Here is a 16,667-nt window from a genome sequence, read left to right on the forward strand (position 1 = left end):
GGTGATGAATTGAAGCTGCTTTCCCTGTTGGCCAGAGCCTGCGCGGTCCTGGCGGGTGTCATCCTGACCGTTATCACATTGATAACCTGCGTCAGCCTGATTGGACGCAACACGATTGGCACGACGCTGGTCGGTGACTATGAGCTGACCGCTGCTGCCGCCGGTGCCGCGGTGGCGCTGTTTCTGCCTTGGTGCCAACTGCGGCGTGAAAATATCATCGTGGACTTTTTCACTTCGCGCCTGTCTGCCGCAGCCAATAGCGGGTTGGACCGCTTTGGCAGCGCACTGATGGGCGCGGTGATGCTGCTGCTGGCCTGGCGCACCGCGGTGGGGGGGCTCAATGCCCTCAGTTCCAACTCCAGCACCATGATGCTTGGTTTTCCCGAGTGGATTGTCTACGCGCTCATGGTGCCCCCGATTGTGCTGGCCGGGGTGATCGCCCTGGCTCAGACTGTGTATGGCGATTTTTCGGAGCAGGGCCAATGAGTTCCTTGATGTTGGCGGGCCTTATTTTTGCCTGCATGCTGGTGTTGATGGCCGTTCGTGTGCCGATCGCCATTTCAATGTTTGTCGCCGGCGTGTTCGGCTACCTGTACCAGGTCGGCTTGGCGCCGTTCCTCAACAACCTCAATGGCTTGGCGTATGCCCGGTTTGCGAGTTATGACCTCTCGGTGATTCCGCTGTTCATCCTGATGGGCAACTTCGCCACCCAGGGGGGTATTTCCAAGGCCCTGTTCCAGTTTGCGAGCGTGGTCATGGGGGGCTTTCGCGGCGGCCTGGCCATGGCAGCCGTGATGGCCAGCGCGGCCTTCGGCGCCATCTGCGGCTCGTCCATCGCCACCGCGGCCACCATCACCTCGGTGGCCCTGCCCGAGATGAAGCGCCACGGATATTCCGGGCGGCTCGCCACCGGCACACTGGCGGCAGGCGGCACGCTGGGCATCTTGATTCCGCCGTCCGTCCCGCTGGTGATTTACGCCATCCTGACCGAGCAGAACATCGCCAAGCTGTTTGCAGCGGCCACCATCCCCGGCATCATTGCCATGTGCGGGTACATGGTCGCCATCGCCGTTTATGTGCGCCTGTTCCCTGGCCATGCGCCTGAGCATGACGACGACCGCCCGCGCATGACGCTGGCCGGCGTGATGGCCGTGGCGCCGATCGCTGTCATCTTCGCCATCGTGTTCGGCGGCATCTACGGCGGGCTGTTCACACCCACCGAAGGCGCGGGTGTGGGCGCGGCGGCCACCTTTGTCGCGGCCCTGCTGCGGCGCGAGTTGACGCTGCAGAAGATCAAGCTGTGCTTTTATTCCACTGCGGGCAGCAGCGCGATGATCTTCATGATCTTCATCGGCGCCGACATGATGAACACCGCCCTGGCCCTGACCCAGGTGCCGGCGCAACTGGCCAGCGTGATCCAGGGCTGGGGCGTGGCGCCGGTGCTGGTTGTGTCGGGCATTCTGCTGTTCTACGTGGTGTTGGGTGCGGTGATGGACGAGTTGTCCATGATCCTGCTGACCATCCCGATCTTTTTCCCGGTGGTGATGGGGCTGGACTTTGGCATGCCCAAGGAATCCGTTGCCATCTGGTTCGGCATCATGGTGCTGATGACGGTAGGTTTCGGCCTGCTGGCACCGCCGGTGGGGCTGAACGTCTATGTGGTCAATGGCATGGCCAAGGACGTGCCCATCTCGGAAAGCTACAAGGGCGTGATGCCCTTCCTGGTCAGTGACGTGTTGCGCACCATCCTGCTGCTCGCTTTTCCGCCCATATCGCTGTGGCTGGTGAAGTTTGTGGGCTGATGCGGGCGGAGCGCAGTTCGCGTGGTGCTATTGAATAGATAGCTAACTTCGTCCGGGTGCTGAGGGCTGGAGCCACTTTTTGTGGGCAAGCTCCTGCCTGAACACTGAAAATGGGTCATTCTGGCCGGCAGGGGCTTTGATCAATGTGTCATGCATATGTGATGCGTGCGTTATGTGTGTTTGTTCTGGCTGCTAGAGGGGTGCAAGGCTTTCGGCGCGTTGCGGTATCGGCCAGAATTTGACGATTCACCCTTAGGAGACATTCCATGACTTTTCAACGCCTTGCCTGCAGTCTGCTGGTGTCCATGACCTTCGCTTCAGTGGCCATGGCGCAAACTTTTCCGAGCAAGCCGATTCGCATCGTGGTGCCTTTTGGCGCGGGTGGCGTGGCCGACCTGACGGCACGCACGGTGGCGCAGAAGCTGGGCGAATCGCTCGGTCAGGCCGTGGTCATCGACAACAAGCCGGGCGCAGGTGGCGTAGTGGCGGGTGATGCCGTGGCCAAGGCCGAGCCCGATGGCCACACGCTGCTGCTGATGTCCAACGGCACGGCAGTCAGCGCGGGCCTCTTCAAGTCGCTGCCGTTCAATACTGCGCGCGATTTCGCTCCCATTTCCACTCTGGGTTTCTTTGACATTGCCATCATCACGCCCGCAGATTCAAAGTTCAAAAATCTGGGTGAGCTGCTGGCGTTTGCCAAGGCCAACCCCGGCAAGCTCAACCTCGGCACCATCAACATCGGCAGCACACAGAACCTGGCGGGCGAACTGTTCAAGACCAGCTCTGGCGCGGACATGCAGATTGTTCCGTTCAACGGCACGCCGGCGGTGATCACCGCACTGCGTGGCGGGCAGGTTGATGCGGCAGTGGAAATCCTCGGGCCGGTGCTGCCGCAGATCAAGGCCAACGCGCTGCGCGCGCTTGCCGTCACCGGTGAAAAACGCGCCGCTGTGTTGCCCGACGTGCCCACGGCCAAAGAGAGCGGTTTGTCCGGCTTTGTCGCTTCCAGCTGGAACGCACTGGCTGCGCCCGCTAAAACCCCCAAAGACGTGATTGCCCGTCTGAACAAGGAGATCGCCGCTGCGGTCAATTCGCCGGACGTCAAGAAAAAACTGGCTGACCTGAACGTGGAAGCGCGCGCCAGTTCGCCCGAGCAGGCAGCTGAACTGCTGGCGAGCGAAACCAAGCGCTGGGGCGAGGTGATCGTTCGCGCGAAAATTCCTACTCAATAAACATACACGCTTGCCCGGTGAAGGAGACCTGTTCGTGAAGTTTGAAAACATTGGCATGGTGGGGTACGGCGAGGTCGGCAAAATTTTCACGGCCGGCCTCAAAGACCAGGTAGCAAACATCAGCGCCTGGGATCTCAAGTTCGGCGCGCCCGCATTGCGGGAAGCCCAACTGGCTCATGCGGCGCAGGCGGGTGTGGCCGCTTGTGCTTCCATGGCCGAACTCTGTGCGCGTTCCGATCTCGTCATCTCGGCCGTCACTGCCTCCAACACGCTGGCCGTGGCGCAGGCAGCAGCGCCCCACATCCGGTCGGGCACTGTGTTTCTGGACCTTAACTCGGCTTCACCCGGAACCAAGCAGCAGGCCGCAGCACTGATTGATGCGGCCGGGGGCCGTTATGTGGAAGCTGGTGTGATGACCTCGGTGCCGCCTTATGGCATTCGTGTGCCCATGTTGCTGGGCGGCGCACTGGCTGCTGAGCTGTCGGGCGTGCTGAGCGCCTGGGGCATGGATGCGAAAGCGGTCAGCGAAAAGCTGGGTGTAGCCAGCGCCATCAAGATGTGCCGCAGCGTGATGATCAAGGGCCTGGAAGCGCTGGTGATCGAGAGCTACACCACCGCCCGGGCCTACGGCGTGGAAGACCATGTGCTGCCGACGCTGGCGGAAACCTTCCCCAGCATCGACTGGGAAAAGCAAGGCGCCTATTTCTTCAGCCGCGTGGTGCAGCACGGCCAGCGCCGCGCCGAGGAAATGCGCGAGGCCGCCAACACCGTGCACGAAGCCGGGCCGGGGTTCGACCCCTTCATGGCTTCGGCGATTGCCGACAAGCAGCAGTGGGTGGCCGACCAGGCCAAGGCCGGTGTGTTTGTTGGCGTGGGCAAAGATGCCCGCTGGCAGGACTACGCGGACCGCCTGCTGGCCGCTAAGCCAAAAGCCTAATCAGCCTTGACCCTACCCGACTGGATCACCGGTTTCCAGCGTGCAATTTCACTGACGATGTGTTTGCCGAAGGCCTCGGGTGTGGTCGGCGTGGCGACGGCTCCCTCGTTGGTCAGCCGCGTTTTGAGCTCTGCCGAATTCAGCGACAGATTGATCTGCGTATTGAGCTTGGCAACAATCTCGCGCGGTGTGCCCGCGGGCGCCACAACGCCATACCACTGGTCGGCTTCGAAATTCTTGTAGCCCGCTTCGGCAACCGTGGGCAGATCCGGCAGGGCCGGGAGACGCTGCGGCGAAGAAACAGCAAGCGCGCGCAGCTGGCCGTTTTTGATCTGGCTCAGCACGGCAGGGGCACCGGTGAACAGCACCTGGATCTGTCCACCGATCAGGTCGTTAACCGCTGGCGCCGTGCCGCGGTAGGGAATGTGCAGCAGCGAGGTGCCGGTCTGCAGCTTGAAGTATTCGGTGGCCAGATTGGCCGCGCTGCCGTTGCCGCCGGAACCGTAGTTGAGCTGACCGGGGCGCGACTTTGCCAGCGCCACCAGTTCTGTCACGGAACGCGCCGCCACCTGCGGGTTCACCACCAGCACATTGGGGACACGCGCCACCCAGGCCACGGGCGCAAAACTTTTAATGGGGTCGTAAGGCAGGGAAGGGTAAAGCGAGGGGTTGACCGCCAGCGTGCCGATGTGGCCCATCAGCAGGGTGTAGCCATCGGCCGTGGCCTTGGCCACCTTGTCGGCACCCAGGCTGCCACCCGCGCCGGGCACGTTGTCGACGATGACGGCTTGCCCCCAGGATTTGGTCAGCTCCTGGCCGATGGCGCGTGCGAGGATGTCGGTGCTGCCGCCGGGCGTGAAAGGCACGACCAGACGAATGGGCTTGGTGGGGTAGGGTGTAGTGACGGCGGTGTTGCTTTGCGCGGCGGCGGTGCCAGCAGCCAGAACGATGGCGGCAAGAAACAATTTCTTGGTAAAAGGCATGGGCTTGCTCCAAAAATGGGTTATTGCTGGTTTGTTGTTGTCAGATGTAAGGCTTGATGGCTTCGACCACCACTGACTTGACCACTTCGATGGCCATTTTTTGGGTGTCTGTGCTGGCGCGGCGCGATGAGCGCACCAGCATCAGCTCGCTCATGATGCGTGGCGACCGGATGTTGCGCAAGGTGTAGTGCGTCGGGTCGTCGACGTTGCTCAGCGTGTAGCTTGGCAACACGGCGTGGCCCATGCCTTCCCGGACCAGGCTCAGGATGGCGTTGAGTCCGTCGACTTCCAGCGCGATCTGCGGCTTGCAGCCGATGGTGATCATTTTGCTTTCGACCAGGATGCGAAAGGCATTCGGGCGGCTCGGCAGAATCAGGGGAAGGGCGGCGACATCGGCGAGGTTGATGGGCTGCCGCTTGTCGGAGATCTTCTTTTTGGCAGCGCCCGCTTTGACGCTGGCCCTGTGCGAAATCAGCACCAGCTCTTCCGAGTGCAGCGTGGTGGTTTCCAGCTCGGGGGAGCGGTCGGAGTTGTAGAGCACGGCCATGTCGAGGTTGCCCACGCGCAGGCCCTCCAGCATCAGGATCGAAAAGCCTTCGGTCAGGGTCAGCTGGGCGTGTGGCAGCTGCTTCCTGAATGCCTGGGTTAGCGGCACCGTGATGAGCTTGGACAGGCTGGGCGGCAGGCCGATGGACACACGGCCGGCCAGGCCGCCGCGCACGGCGCCCAGCTCTTCGCGAGCTACTTCCACCTGGTGCAGAATGCCGCGCCCATGCTTGAGCAGCAGCTTGCCGGCTTCGGTGGGAATCGCCCCGCGCCCGGTACGCGTCAGCAGGTTTTGCCGCAGCTCGACTTCAAGCAGACGAATCTGGCGGCTGAGGGCGGGTTGGGCAATGTCGAGCGCAATGGAGGCGCGTGTGAAGCTGCCCAGTTCGGCCACGCGCACGAAGTACTCGAGTTGCTTGAGGTCCATGAGGATGTGCTTTGAAGTTTTGAATAACCTTTGGCTTATTATGCCCAAATGTTATACCTGCTAGTCCGGTCGGTGCCTTTCCACCGGGCGCAGAACGAACCAGAATCTCCCCCATGCAAAGTGCTATTCCCGCCATCAAGGGCATTTCTTCCATGGCCACCCGCCAGGTGCTGGCCGAACTGGTGGCCGGGTTCCAGAAGCAGGCAGACTGCACGGTTGCCATTGAGGCCGTGGGCGGCGTTGATGCCGCGAAACGTGTGCAGGCCGGCGAAAGTTTCGACGTTGTGGTGTTGGCCTCTGACGCGATCAACAAGCTCATCGCCGCCGGCCATCTTCAGGCGGGCAGCAAGGTTGACCTGGTCCACTCTGGGGTCGCCGCCTGCGTGCGTGCTGGTGCGCCGCTGCCCGACATCAGTTCGGAAGACGCGGTGAAGCGCGCCGTGCTGGCGGCACGCAGCATCAGCTACTCGACCGGGCCCAGCGGCGTGGCCTTGGCCAAATTGTTCGAGCGCTGGGGTATTGCCGAAGAAATTCAAAGCCGCATGGTGCAGGCGCCGCCGGGTGTGCCCGTCGGCACGCTGGTGGCACGCGGCGAGGTTGAGCTGGGCTTCCAGCAGCTGAGCGAGCTGTTGCACGTGGAAGGCATCACCGTGGTCGGCCCGCTGCCGCCGGCCATCCAGATCATCACCACCTTTTCTGCCGGCGTACACAGCGGCGTGGCGGCCGGTTCGCAACAGGCAGAACGGGTTCATGCCATGCTGGACTACATGCGCTCGCCACAGGCCGCCGAAGCGAAGCAGCGCCAGGGCATGGAGCCGGCTTGACCACATCACGAACACAGGAGAAAGCATGAGCCTCATCATTGACTGTCATGGTCACTACACCACAGCGCCCAAGGCGCTGGAAAACTGGCGCAACCAGCAGATTGCCGGCATCAAGGACGCGTCCGTCATGCCCAAAGCGGCCGACCTCAAGATCAGCGACGACGAGCTGCGCGAGAGCATCGAAACCAACCAGCTCAAGCTGATGAAAGAGCGTGGCAGCGACATCACGCTGTTCTCGCCGCGCGCCAGCTTCATGGCGCACCACATCGGCGACTTCAATGTCTCCAGCACCTGGGCCGCCATCTGCAACGAGCTGTGCTTCCGCGTGAGCCAGCTCTTTCCCGAGCACTTCGTGCCCGTGGCCATGCTGCCGCAGTCGCCAGGTGTTGATCCGAAAACCTGCATTCCCGAGCTGGAAAAGTGCGTCAAGGAATACGGCAATGTCGGCATCAACCTCAATCCCGATCCTTCGGGCGGCCACTGGACCTCACCGCCGCTGACCGACAAGCTCTGGTACCCCATCTACGAAAAGATGGTCGAGTACGACCTGCCGGCCATGATCCATGTCTCCACGTCGTGCAACCCGGCCTTTCACACCACCGGCGCGCATTACCTGAACGCCGACACCACGGCTTTCATGCAGCTGATCCAGGGCGACTTGTTCAAAGACTTCCCGACGCTGCGCTTTTTGATTCCGCACGGCGGCGGTGCCGTGCCTTACCACTGGGGACGCTTCCGCGGCCTCGCGCAGGAGATGAAGCGGCCGCTGCTCAAGGACCACCTGCTCAACAATGTGTTTTTCGACACCTGCGTCTACCACCAGCCAGGCATCAACCTGCTCAACACCGTGATCCCGGTGAAAAACGTGCTGTTTGCCTCGGAGATGATTGGCGCGGTGCGCGGCATCGATCCGGAGACCGGCAACTACTATGACGACACCAAGCGCTACATCGAGGCCTCGACGATCCTGAGCGCCGACGACAAGCACCAGATCTACGAAGCCAACACGCGCCGCGTGTTCCCGCGCCTTGACGCGCTGCTCAAAAAACAGGGGAAATAAACATGTACGAACTGGGCGTTGTTTACCGCAACATCAAGAGGGCCGACCGCACTGCGGCCGACCGCATGGCGAAATACGGCTCGGCCACCGTGCACGAAGCCATGGGGCGCGTGGGCCTGATGAAGACTTACATGCGGCCCATCTATGCCGGGGCACAGGTGTCGGGCACGGCGGTTACTGTGCTGCTGCAACCCGGCGACAACTGGATGATGCATGTGGCGGCCGAGCAGATCCAGCCCGGCGACATCGTGGTGGCGGCCTGCACCACCGACAACACCGACGGCTTTTTCGGCGACCTGCTGGCCACCAGTTTCATGGCGCGCGGCGCACGGGCCCTCATCATCGACGGCGGCTGCCGCGACGTGAAGACATTGCAGGAGATGGGCTTTCCGGTGTGGAGCCGCGCCATCAGTTCCAAGGGCACGGTCAAGGCCACGCTGGGCTCGGTCAACATTCCGGTTGTGTGTGCGGGCATGAGCGTCAACCCGGGCGATGTGATCGTGGCCGATGACGACGGCGTGGTTGTGGTGCCGGCCGCGCTGGCAGTGAAGACCGCCGATGCCGCCGCTGCCCGCGAAGCCAACGAAGGGGAGAAGCGTGCCAAGCTGGGCTCCGGCATTCTGGGCCTGGACATGTACAGCATGCGCGAACCGCTGGCCAAGGCCGGGCTCAAATATATTGACTGACGAGCCCACCATGGAAAAAACCGCGACTGGCGACTTCACAAAAACTCCCGGCTGGCTCGACTGGTACACCGGCCCCAGCAAACCCCGCTTCAAGTTGCCTGCTGGCGCGGTGGATGCACACTGCCATGTGTTCGGCCCCGGTGCGGAGTTTCCTTATGCGCCCGAGCGCAAGTACACGCCATGCGATGCCTCCAAAGACCAGTTGTTCGCGCTGCGCGATCACCTGGGTTTTGATAAAAATGTGATCGTGCAGGCCACCTGCCACGGAAGCGACAACCGGGCCCTGGTCGATGCCCTCAGGCACTCGAACAACAAGGCACGCGGCGTGGCCACGGTCAAGCGCGATGTGTCCGACGCTGAGCTGCAAGACATGCACGCTGCCGGTGTGCGCGGTACCCGTTTCAACTTTGTCAAACGCCTGGCAGACTTCACGCCGCGCGAAGTGCTGCTTGAAATTGCCAACCGCATCGCACCACTTGGCTGGCATGTGGTGGTGTATTTCGAGGCGCAGGACCTGCCCGAGCTGTACGACTTTTTCACAGCGCTGCCGACCACGGTGGTGGTTGACCACATGGGCCGGCCCGATGTGAGCAAGCCGGTGGACGGCCCGGAGTTCGAGCTGTTTGTGAAGATGATGCGTGAACACGAGAACATCTGGAGCAAGGTCAGCTGCCCTGAACGCCTCAGCGTGAGTGGCCCGCCGGCCTTGAAGGGTGAGCAAAACGCTTACCGCGACGTGGTGCCCTTTGCCCGTCGCCTGGTCGAAACATTCCCAGACCGCGTGCTTTGGGGCACCGACTGGCCGCACCCGAACCTGAAGGACCACATGCCCGACGACGGCCTGCTGGTGGACTTCATCCCGCACATTGCAAGGACTGCCGAATTGCAACGCAAGCTGCTGGTGGACAACCCCACCGGGTTGTACTGGACCTGAGCCCGACCATAAAAAGCAGGAGACAAACCATGAACGTATATGCACCTATTCTTCGACTCACATGCGCTGCCGTGGCAACAGCCGCGCTGCTGGCTGCCTGCGGCACCACCGGGCCAGCATCCGCGCCGGTGAGCCTGGGGACGGACCCCGCCGCGGCCTGCGCGCGCCTGCGCACCACCATTCCTGCCAGCGCCATCGGCCTGCCCAGCGGTGCGGCCAGCATTGACTCGACCCGCCTGACGCAGCCGGTGCCGCTGAGTGTGGCCGAGCGCGGCCCCACGCCTGCGGCGCGCATCACGCCGGTCACGCCCGCGCACTGCCAGGTGCTGGGCCGCATTGCCCCGCTTGATCCCAAGGCCCCGCCCATCCTGTTCCAGGTCAATCTGCCGCTGCAATGGAACGGCCGTAGCGTGCAATACGGTGGCGGCGGTTTCAACGGAACATTGATCAATGCCCTGGGCCTGATTCCCGCGGCTCGTTTTGACCAGCCCACACCGCTGGCGCAGGGTTATGTCACTTACGGCACCGACTCCGGTCACCAGAATGCGCCGGGCGTGCCGCCGCAGGCCTTCGCGGCGAATGAGGAAGCGCTGGTCAACTTCGCCCATGCCTCTTACAAGAAGGTGCGTGACGTGGCTGTGGCCCTGATGCAGCAGGCCTATGGCCGCGCACCGGTGAAGCTGTATTTTGTCGGCAGCTCGGAAGGCGGGCGGGAAGGCCTGACCATGGCCCAACGCTATCCGAATGATTTCGACGGCATCTTCAGCCGCGTTCCCGTGATCAACTGGACCGCGCTTCAGCACGCCGGTACCCGCAACGGCCTGGCGACGATGGGCGGGGGTTGGATGCGGCCCGCGCAGGTGAAGCTGGTGCACGACGCCGTGCTGGCTTCGTGCGACGCGGCCGACGGTCTGGCCGATGGTGTGGTGTCTGACTTTGCGGGCTGCCGCGCGCGCTTCGACGTGACCAAACTGCGTTGCGTGGCCGGGCAGGGCGGTGACAGCTGCCTCAGCGATGCCCAGGTGCGCGCTGTGCAATCCCTGCATTCGACCTACCGCATGCCGTTTGCACTGGCCAATGGCGTGACGGAATATCCCGGCTGGGGCGTTTCCGGTGAAGCAACGCCCGCTTTCGGCCCCACCGGCGGCTGGAACGCCTGGTGGCTGGGCACGAGTGCGCCTACCCAGCCGCCGCAACCCACCAATGGTATTGCCTGGATTTACGGCAGCGGCGCGATCCAGCATTTTTATGCGCGCGATCCGGCTTTCGACGTGCGCAACTACAAGCCTGAGAACTTCGCCGCACGGGTCAGCCAGGTCTCCGCACTGATGGATTCCACCAACCCTGACCTGAGCGCCTTCAGTGCCCGCGGCGGCAAGCTGATGCTGCTGGAGAACATGGCCGACTACGCGCAAAGCCCCTACGCGGGCATCCGTTACTACGAGTCGGTGGTGGCACGCATGGGGCAGGGCAGCGTGGACCGCTTCTTCAAGCTCTACACTGCACCGGGTGTGGACCACGTGGGCGCCGGCGCGCCTGCCAATGCGGACATCCTGCCGGCACTGGTTGCCTGGGTTGAGCGCGGCCAAGCGCCTGCGGGGCTGCAACTGCTTGATCAGCCGGTGGTGCCGCCGTTCGCGGTGACCCGCGCCCGTCCGCTGTGCGAATGGCCGCTGTGGCCGCGTTACCGCGGTGGCGATGCGGCGCAAGCCGCGAGTTTCGAATGCAGCAAATGACAGGAAACAGTTATGTCGCTCGATAAACCTTACCTCGACGTTCCCGGCACCACGATTTTTGATGCCGAGCAGTCGCGCCTGGGTTATCACCTGAACCAGTTTTGCATGTCGCTGATGAAGGCCGAGAATCGCGCGCGTTTCAAGGCCGATGAACGCGCCTACCTCGACGAGTGGCCGATGAGCGAAGAGCAGAAGCAGGCGGTGCTGGCGCGCGACCTGAACCGCTGCATCAAGGCGGGCGGCAACATTTATTTCCTGGCCAAGATCGGTGCCACCGATGGCAAGAGCTTTCAGCAAATGGCAGGCAGCATGACGGGCATGACCGAAGAGGAATACCGCGACATGATGATTGGCGGAGGCCGCTCCGTCGAGGGCAACCGCGTGGTCGGTGAAGACGGAACCGCGCAGGCCCACCGTCAACCGCAGGGCAAAGCCGGCGCAACACGAAATTCATGAATATGGCCAAAATCACCGCATCCGTTTACACCTCCCATGTGCCCGCCATTGGCGCAGCACTTGACCTGGGCAAGAGTGGGGAGCCTTACTGGCAGCCCCTGTTCAAGGGCTACGACTTTTCCAAGCAGTGGCTCAAGGACAACCAGCCCGACGTGATTTTTCTGGTCTACAACGACCACGCCACCGCGTTCAGCCTGGAGATGATTCCGACTTTTGCGATTGGCTGCGCTGATTCCTTCACGCCAGCGGACGAGGGCTGGGGCCCGCGCCCTGTGCCTGTGGTGCAGGGCCACCCCGAGCTGGCGGCGCACATTGCGCAGTCGGTGATTCAGCAGGACTTTGACCTGACCATCGTCAACAAGATGGACGTGGACCACGGCCTGACCGTGCCGCTGTCGCTGATGTGCGGCCAGCCGCAAGCCTGGCCCTGCCCGGTGATTCCGTTTGCCGTTAACGTGGTGCAGTACCCCGTGCCCTCGGGCCGGCGCTGCTTCGAGCTGGGCAAGGCCATCCGCAAGGCCATTGAAAGTTTTGACAAACCGCTGAAGGTGCAGATCTGGGGCACGGGCGGCATGAGCCACCAGCTGCAGGGCCCGCGTGCCGGCCTGATCAACAAGGAATTTGATAACGCCTTCCTGGACCAGTTGATCGCCGACCCCGAAGGTCTGGCCTCCAAGCCGCACATCGACTATGTGCGCGAAGCCGGTTCGGAGGGGATCGAGCTCGTGATGTGGCTGATCGCCCGCGGCGCCATGGCTGATGTGGCCGGCGGCCCCGCGCCCAAGGTGGCGCACCGTTTTTACCATGTGCCTGCCAGCAATACTGCGGTGGGCCACCTGATTCTCGAAAACAAATAACCCCCCGTTCGGGCTGAGCCTGTCGAAACCTTACCCTTCGACAAGCTCATGGCGAGCGAATCTCAAGGAGAGTACCTATGACCAAAACCATCAAAGTCGCACTCGCAGGCGCCGGCGCCTTCGGCATCAAACACCTCGACGGCATCAAGAACATTGACGGCGTTGAAGTTGTTTCACTCGTCAGCCGCGAGCTGGAGAAAACCAAAGAAGTTGCCGCCAAATACGGCATTGGCCACGTCAGCACCGAGCTGGCCGACAGCCTGGCGCTGAAAGAGGTCGACGCCGTCATCCTGTGCACACCAACGCAGATGCATGCCGAGCAAAGCATTGCCTGCATGAAGGCCGGCAAACATGTGCAGGTGGAAATTCCGCTGGCCGACACCCTCAAAGGTGCACAGGAGGTGGTAGCCCTGCAGAAGCAGACAGGTCTGGTCGCCATGTGCGGCCACACGCGCCGCTTCAACCCCAGCCACCAGTACGTGCACAAGGAAATTTCGGCCGGCAGGTTCAACATCCAGCAGATGGATGTGCAGACCTATTTCTTCCGCCGCAGCAACATGAATGCGCTGGGCCAGGCGCGCAGCTGGACCGACCACCTGCTGTGGCACCACGCCGCGCACACGGTGGACCTGTTTGCTTACCAATGCGGCAGCCCCATTGTGAAAGCCAATGCCATTCAGGGTCCGATCCACCCGACGCTGGGCATCGCGATGGACATGAGCATCCAGCTCAAGGCGGCCAATGGCGCCATCTGCACGCTGTCACTGAGTTTCAACAACGATGGCCCGCTGGGCACCTTCTTCCGCTACATCGGCGACAGCGCGACTTACATTGCGCGTTATGACGACCTGTTCAACGGCAAGGAAGAAAAAATTGATGTGAGTAAAGTGGACGTGTCCATGAATGGCATTGAGCTGCAGGACCGCGAATTTTTTGCAGCCATTCGCGAAGGCCGCGAGCCGAACAGCAGCGTGGCCAAGGTGTTGCCGTGTTATGAGGTGCTGCACCGGCTGGAGCAACAACTCAAGTAGCGCGCATATAATTGCGGCTCAGGCGCTGAGGGGCGCCTGCCCGCACAAGAGGCTCTCACCCTCCTTCAATTTTTTCTTCAACCTGACAGATCACGGGTTCGTTGGCCAAGCGCGGGATTGGCCTTTAACGCACCCTGGAGTCTTGTCATGGCATCAATCCCTTCTTTTCCCCATCTTTCCGCGCCGGCTTCTGCCGGCCGCACCCGCAGCGAGCTTAAAAAGCAGTACCGGGAAACTCCGCCGCCCATGGGCGTCTACAGCATCCGCAGCTTGTCCAGTGGCCGCATGATTGTGGAGGCAAGCATGAACGTGCACGCGGCGATGAACCGCGCCCGCTTCGAGCTGGACCGCAAGTCATACCGCGACAAACAACTGCAACAAGACTGGCTGGCGTTCGGGCCGGACAACTGCCGCTTCGAAGTCATCGACCTCGTCAAGCAACGGGACGACCCCGCCTTCGACTACAAGGCGGAGCTGGCTGGTTTGCTGGCAATGTGGCGCGAGGAGCTGGGCGTATGAAAACCAATGCACTTGACGATTGCCTGCGGATCAGCCTGGCTCACGCAAGCCTCACACTGAAACTCGACGATGTTCTGGGCCTCTTCCATGGCCTGAGCCTGGGTGACTTCATTCTGCTGCGGCTCTTGTCGCAGGCCGAAGGCGGGCGTCTGCCCCTGGCGGGCCTGGTGCGCCCCTTGGGTGTGCGGATGTCGACCGTGCTCCGGCAACTTGCGCCTCTGGAGAAGACCGGCTATCTCCAGCGTGAGCCCGGGCGTATGGTGGCCGTGCGGCCAGCTGGACGAACACGCGTGACCGAGGCTGCAGTGACCGCCGAAGTTGTTTGCTCGGAAGCGCTGGCGGGCATGGATGCCGCGGCGCGCGAGGGTTTGAGGACCATGTTGTCACAGCTGTGCCGCAGCAGCGTACTGGAGCTCACATGACAGCGCTGCTCGATGAATTGAAAACACGGGCGCGGCTTCGGCTCAATGCCGCCCGGCGGGAGGATGCGGACTCTGACGGGATTCGCCTGCGCCATTGCCTGAACCAGGTGGCACGCGAAGTGGGCTTTGCGCACTGGGAGCACGCGCGGGCCGTGCTGGGAGGTTTGGCGACGCGGGAGGACGACATGGGGACGTTCTGGCACGCGCCGCGGACCGGCATTTTGCTGAACCTGTGGCTGGCCAGGTACGAGCAGGCGCGCGCGGCACTGGAGGCTGACCCGGCGGCGTTCCTGCTGCCTTACCGTCGCCAGTTCATGGTCGTTCAGGGCCATTTCATCGAGGCGCTGGGCGTCGACGCCAACCATCCCGCCTGGGCCGAAACCGCGCATGATCTGGTGGCCGCTTATGGCGGCAGCGCCTGGCTGGAACTGGCCGGCCAGCGGCTGAGGGCGCCACGGTCCAGCTTCGATTCCAGTTAAGCTTCAGAGATGCAAAAGCGAACCATTGGGCCTTTCCACGTTACAGCCATTGGCCTGGGCTGCATGAATTTGAGCCACGCCTACGGCACGCCGCCATCGGCAGAGCAGGGTGAGCGTTTGTTGCTCGCTGCGCTCGATGCCGGTGTCACGCTGTTCGATACCGCAGCGCTTTACGGCTTCGGCGCCAATGAAACATTGGTGGGCAGGGTGCTGTCAAAACACCGCAGCCGCTTCACGCTGGCCAGCAAGGGTGGCATGGCGGGGGTGCAGTTTGAGGACGGCGTCAAACGCGTCATCGATGGTCGGCCCGAGACCATCCGGAAAAACTGCGAAGACAGCTTGAAGCGCCTGCAGACCGATGTGATTGATTTGTACTACCTGCATCGCTGGGACAAGAAAGTGCCGATCGAAGACAGCGTAGGCGCCATGGCCGAACTGGTGCGTGAAGGCAAGGTGCGCAGCATCGGCCTGTCTGAAGTGTCGGCCACCACCTTGCGCAAAGCCCATGCCGTGCACCCCATTGCGGCCGTGCAGACCGAGTATTCACTGTGGACGCGCAACCCCGAGATTGCGGTGCTGGAAGCCTGCCGCGAACTGGGCGCGGCCTTCGTGGCCTTCAGCCCGGTGGCGCGCGGTTTTCTGTGCGACGCGGTGCATGACGTCGGCACCCTGGACGCGAAAGACATCCGGCGTTCCATGCCGCGTTTCGAGGCGGAGAACCATGCGGCCAACCTGCGGCTTCTGCCGGGCTACAAGGCGCTGGCGGCGGAGGCCGGGTGCACGCCCGCCCAGTTGGCGCTGGCCTGGCTGCTGCACAAGGCGCCGCACATCATTCCGATTCCCGGCACCACTTCTGTGGTGCATTTGACAGAAGACCTTGCCGCTGCCGACGTGCAGCTCAACGCCGACCTGCTCACGCGCGTGGAAGCACTGATCAACCAGCACACTGTGGCGGGCAACCGCTACAGCGCGCAGTCGCAGAGCGAAGTCGATACCGAAACGTATTGAGCGGCATGCAAGGCACGCTGATGCTTCTGCCCGGCCTGATGTGCGACGCCGCCGTCTGGGCGCACCAGGTGGCGGCCTTGCCGGCCCGCTGTGTGGTGCCGGCCTGGGGCTTGCGCAGTTCCCTTTCCGACATGGCCCTGCAAGTGCTGCAGGAGGCCCCCACCGAACGGTTTGCGCTGGCCGGGCATTCCATGGGCGGGCGCGTTGCTCTGGAGGTGATGCGCCTCGCGCCCCAGCGCGTCGAGCGCCTGGCGCTGCTGGACATCGGCACGCATCCCCTGGCCCCTGGTGAGGCTGGCGAGAAGGAGCGGGCAGGGCGCATGACCCTGCTGACACTGGCCCGCAGCCGCGGCATGCGCGCGCTTGGCGAGCAGTGGGCGCGCGGCATGGTTCACCCGGACCAGCTGGACACGCCGCTTTTTGAATCCATTCTGGACATGCTGGAGCGCAGCAATCCGGATCAGTTTGCGGCGCAGATCCACGCACTGCTGAACCGGCCTGATGCAGCGCCTTTGCTGCCGGGCATTGCCTGTCCCACGCTGGTCTTGTGCGGGCGTGACGACGCCTGGAGCCCGCCGCCACAACACCAGGCCATGCACGCCGCCATTGCCGGCTCCAGCCTGTGCCTTGTGGACCATTGCGGCCACATGAGCACGATGGAGCAACCGGCAGAAGTCAGCGCCGCCCTGGCGAACTGGCTGGCGCGCGGATGAATCTTTTGCTTCAAA

The 16,667-nt window shown here is 62.8% G+C and carries 19 protein-coding genes; 17 read left to right on the forward strand and 2 right to left on the reverse strand.

Features of this window, described 5'->3' with window-relative positions; genetic code table 11:
* Nucleotides 1-9: 9 nt before the first annotated feature.
* The 4 genes from B0B52_RS01865 to B0B52_RS01880 all read left to right on the forward strand — a co-directional run bounded on the left by B0B52_RS01865 (nucleotide 10) and on the right by B0B52_RS01880 (nucleotide 3,971).
* The gene (locus B0B52_RS01865; protein WP_077591910.1) at nucleotides 10-486 is read left to right on the forward strand and encodes a TRAP transporter small permease; all 477 of its coding nucleotides are present in this window, start codon (nucleotides 10-12) and stop codon (nucleotides 484-486) included.
* On the forward strand, nucleotides 483-1,802 hold the full coding sequence (locus B0B52_RS01870; RefSeq protein WP_077591911.1) for a TRAP transporter large permease: 1,320 nt from the start codon (nucleotides 483-485) through the stop codon (nucleotides 1,800-1,802). The genes B0B52_RS01865 and B0B52_RS01870 overlap by 4 nt, the downstream gene beginning before the upstream one ends.
* Nucleotides 1,803-2,068: 266 nt before the next feature.
* Nucleotides 2,069-3,034: a tripartite tricarboxylate transporter substrate binding protein gene (locus tag B0B52_RS01875; protein ID WP_077591912.1), complete on the forward strand. Its 966-nt coding sequence runs from the start codon at nucleotides 2,069-2,071 to the stop codon at nucleotides 3,032-3,034.
* A 55-nt stretch (nucleotides 3,035-3,089) separates the two neighbouring features.
* Complete coding sequence (locus B0B52_RS01880) at nucleotides 3,090-3,971, forward strand: NAD(P)-dependent oxidoreductase (RefSeq protein WP_077591982.1); 882 nt, start codon at nucleotides 3,090-3,092, stop codon at nucleotides 3,969-3,971.
* On the opposite strand, the gene B0B52_RS01885 is transcribed toward B0B52_RS01880, so the two are convergent.
* Both B0B52_RS01885 and B0B52_RS01890 read right to left on the reverse strand, forming a co-directional pair.
* A complete protein-coding gene (locus B0B52_RS01885) occupies nucleotides 3,968-4,954 on the reverse strand; it encodes a tripartite tricarboxylate transporter substrate binding protein (RefSeq protein WP_077591913.1) in 987 nt (328 codons plus the stop codon). The two genes, B0B52_RS01880 and B0B52_RS01885, sit on opposite strands and share 4 nt — an antisense overlap.
* A gap of 40 nt (nucleotides 4,955-4,994) precedes the next feature.
* Complete coding sequence (locus tag B0B52_RS01890; protein ID WP_077591914.1) at nucleotides 4,995-5,927, reverse strand: LysR substrate-binding domain-containing protein; 933 nt, start codon at nucleotides 5,925-5,927, stop codon at nucleotides 4,995-4,997.
* Nucleotides 5,928-6,040: 113 nt separating this feature from the next.
* Between B0B52_RS01890 and B0B52_RS01895 the strand changes: the two genes are divergently transcribed.
* The 13 genes from B0B52_RS01895 (at nucleotide 6,041) to B0B52_RS01955 (ending at nucleotide 16,652) form a co-directional block, all read left to right on the forward strand.
* Complete coding sequence (locus tag B0B52_RS01895) at nucleotides 6,041-6,751, forward strand: substrate-binding domain-containing protein (protein ID WP_254425609.1); 711 nt, start codon at nucleotides 6,041-6,043, stop codon at nucleotides 6,749-6,751.
* A 25-nt stretch (nucleotides 6,752-6,776) separates the two neighbouring features.
* A complete protein-coding gene (locus B0B52_RS01900) occupies nucleotides 6,777-7,811 on the forward strand; it encodes an amidohydrolase family protein (protein ID WP_077591915.1) in 1,035 nt (344 codons plus the stop codon).
* A 2-nt stretch (nucleotides 7,812-7,813) separates the two neighbouring features.
* Entirely contained in the window at nucleotides 7,814-8,497 is a 684-nt protein-coding gene (gene ligK / locus B0B52_RS01905) for a 4-carboxy-4-hydroxy-2-oxoadipate aldolase/oxaloacetate decarboxylase (RefSeq protein ID WP_077591916.1), read from the forward strand.
* A 10-nt stretch (nucleotides 8,498-8,507) separates the two neighbouring features.
* Nucleotides 8,508-9,431 (forward strand): amidohydrolase family protein, encoded by a 924-nt coding sequence (locus tag B0B52_RS01910; protein ID WP_077591984.1) that lies wholly within the window; start codon nucleotides 8,508-8,510, stop codon nucleotides 9,429-9,431.
* A gap of 29 nt (nucleotides 9,432-9,460) precedes the next feature.
* Nucleotides 9,461-11,167 carry a tannase/feruloyl esterase family alpha/beta hydrolase gene (locus B0B52_RS01915; RefSeq protein WP_077591917.1) on the forward strand — a complete coding sequence of 569 codons (1,707 nt, stop codon included), beginning with the start codon at nucleotides 9,461-9,463 and terminating at the stop codon, nucleotides 11,165-11,167.
* A 12-nt stretch (nucleotides 11,168-11,179) separates the two neighbouring features.
* Nucleotides 11,180-11,623, forward strand: coding sequence for a protocatechuate 4,5-dioxygenase subunit alpha (gene ligA, locus B0B52_RS01920; RefSeq protein WP_077591918.1), 444 nt, complete (start codon nucleotides 11,180-11,182; stop codon nucleotides 11,621-11,623).
* A gap of 2 nt (nucleotides 11,624-11,625) precedes the next feature.
* A complete protein-coding gene (locus tag B0B52_RS01925; RefSeq protein ID WP_077591919.1) occupies nucleotides 11,626-12,480 on the forward strand; it encodes a class III extradiol dioxygenase subunit beta in 855 nt (284 codons plus the stop codon).
* A gap of 77 nt (nucleotides 12,481-12,557) precedes the next feature.
* The gene (locus B0B52_RS01930; protein ID WP_077591920.1) at nucleotides 12,558-13,511 is read left to right on the forward strand and encodes a Gfo/Idh/MocA family oxidoreductase; all 954 of its coding nucleotides are present in this window, start codon (nucleotides 12,558-12,560) and stop codon (nucleotides 13,509-13,511) included.
* 147 nt (nucleotides 13,512-13,658) lie between these two features.
* Complete coding sequence (locus B0B52_RS01935) at nucleotides 13,659-14,030, forward strand: GIY-YIG nuclease family protein (protein WP_077591921.1); 372 nt, start codon at nucleotides 13,659-13,661, stop codon at nucleotides 14,028-14,030.
* Complete coding sequence (locus B0B52_RS01940) at nucleotides 14,027-14,452, forward strand: MarR family winged helix-turn-helix transcriptional regulator (RefSeq protein WP_077591922.1); 426 nt, start codon at nucleotides 14,027-14,029, stop codon at nucleotides 14,450-14,452. Before B0B52_RS01935 ends, B0B52_RS01940 begins: the two co-directional genes overlap by 4 nt.
* Nucleotides 14,449-14,931 carry a hypothetical protein gene (locus B0B52_RS01945; protein ID WP_077591923.1) on the forward strand — a complete coding sequence of 161 codons (483 nt, stop codon included), beginning with the start codon at nucleotides 14,449-14,451 and terminating at the stop codon, nucleotides 14,929-14,931. The genes B0B52_RS01940 and B0B52_RS01945 overlap by 4 nt, the downstream gene beginning before the upstream one ends.
* Nucleotides 14,932-14,940: 9 nt before the next feature.
* Nucleotides 14,941-15,939, forward strand: a complete 999-nt coding sequence (locus B0B52_RS01950; protein WP_077591924.1) for an aldo/keto reductase — start codon at nucleotides 14,941-14,943, stop codon at nucleotides 15,937-15,939.
* A 5-nt stretch (nucleotides 15,940-15,944) separates the two neighbouring features.
* Nucleotides 15,945-16,652, forward strand: a complete 708-nt coding sequence (locus B0B52_RS01955; protein ID WP_077591925.1) for an alpha/beta fold hydrolase — start codon at nucleotides 15,945-15,947, stop codon at nucleotides 16,650-16,652.
* Nucleotides 16,653-16,667 lie beyond the last annotated feature (15 nt).

Origin of the sequence: Polaromonas sp. A23 (assembly GCF_002001015.1) — a bacterium.
In the GTDB taxonomy this organism is placed as follows: Bacteria; Pseudomonadota; Gammaproteobacteria; order Burkholderiales; family Burkholderiaceae_C; genus Polaromonas.